This window comes from Psychromonas hadalis ATCC BAA-638 (assembly GCF_000420245.1).
GTDB classification, from domain to species: domain Bacteria; phylum Pseudomonadota; class Gammaproteobacteria; order Enterobacterales; family Psychromonadaceae; genus Psychromonas; species Psychromonas hadalis.
Genome location: NZ_ATUO01000342.1, coordinates 1 through 1,156, shown reverse-complemented (window position 1 = coordinate 1,156; position 1,156 = coordinate 1). Strand labels below are relative to the sequence as shown.

Below are 1,156 nucleotides of genomic sequence, written 5' to 3'. Positions count from 1 at the left end.
CTGGTTAAAACAACTCACTTCCGCGTTGTAATTTTCGTAAAGGGAACAACCATTTACGTCAACTTACGCCTTGAATTAAGCTGTTTTCCCTGCGGGAAATTTAGATCACATACTTAATGTAATTGGTATTATCAAAATAACCTAGCAAGATGAAAGACTTACTTAGTAGTTAACCATTGAGGGAGTTTCCATGTTAGTTATTTATAATTGTAAGAAAATATTAACGCTTATGGTGTTGGTTTTATTTGCTAATGCTAATGTTAATACGCAGGCGTTAAAGGATATTGAAATATTAACGGAAGCGTATCCACCCTATAACTTCCTTGAGGGTGGGTTACTGAAAGGAATTTCTGTGGATCTGCTGGTGGCTGCCACTTATAAGATGCAAGCCCCTGTTAAGCGTCAGGAGATAAAGCTACAACCTTGGGCGCGTGTGTATCGTCAAGCGCTGAATGGTACTCATGTTATGCTTTTTTCAACGACGCGCAGTGCAGAGCGGGAAAACAAATTCAAATGGGTAGGCCCTATCATTAGTACCCGTATTGTTGCTTTTGCCAAGAAAAATAGCAATATAACTATTTCATCCATGGAAAGCCTTAAAGACTATGAGGTAGGAGTGATCCGCAATGATATTGGTGATCAACTGATTACGGCTACGGTGCCCAAAAATAAAATACAACGTGCTAGTAATGCTGACTCACTCGTAAGAAAGCTAAGTATTGGCCGTATACAGCTATGGATCTATGAGGAAAATGTGGCGCGTTGGTTTATTAAAAAGAACGATTTCGAAAATGACGAATTTGTGGTTGTGTATATACTAGAAGAGAGTGAACTATATTATGCATTTAGCAAAGATGTGAGTGATGTTGTGATTGATAAGCTTCAGAAAGCGTTGGAACAGGTAAAATTAGCACCTGGTATGATAGGTGACACACTGTATGATGATATTTTAAGTCATTATTTGTAGTCCTAATGTTTAGCTTTATTTTATTCTACAGTTAGAAAATTGGCGCAGTTAGTTACTCGAAAGGTTATCATACTGCGTCTTGCCTTCGTCTCCGACTGAATAAAAATGGGTATATACCCATGTTACCTCAAGGTGCTTTGTCAGGCACAAGCTCGGTAACCAGAGCAAGACGCAACATGAGCGAATGGT

General features: G+C 38.8%; 1 protein-coding gene. It reads left to right on the top strand.

Going from position 1 to position 1,156, the window contains the following annotated elements:
• The first annotated feature begins 190 nt into the window (after positions 1-190).
• A complete protein-coding gene (locus G322_RS0119455) occupies positions 191-967 on the top strand; it encodes a substrate-binding periplasmic protein (RefSeq protein ID WP_022943309.1) in 777 nt (258 codons plus the stop codon).
• Positions 968-1,156 lie beyond the last annotated feature (189 nt).

Coding starts and splice junctions, on each gene's coding strand:
- G322_RS0119455 (WP_022943309.1), top strand. CDS start 191: ATGTTAGTTATTTATAATTGTAAGAAAATATTAACGCTTATGGTGTTG.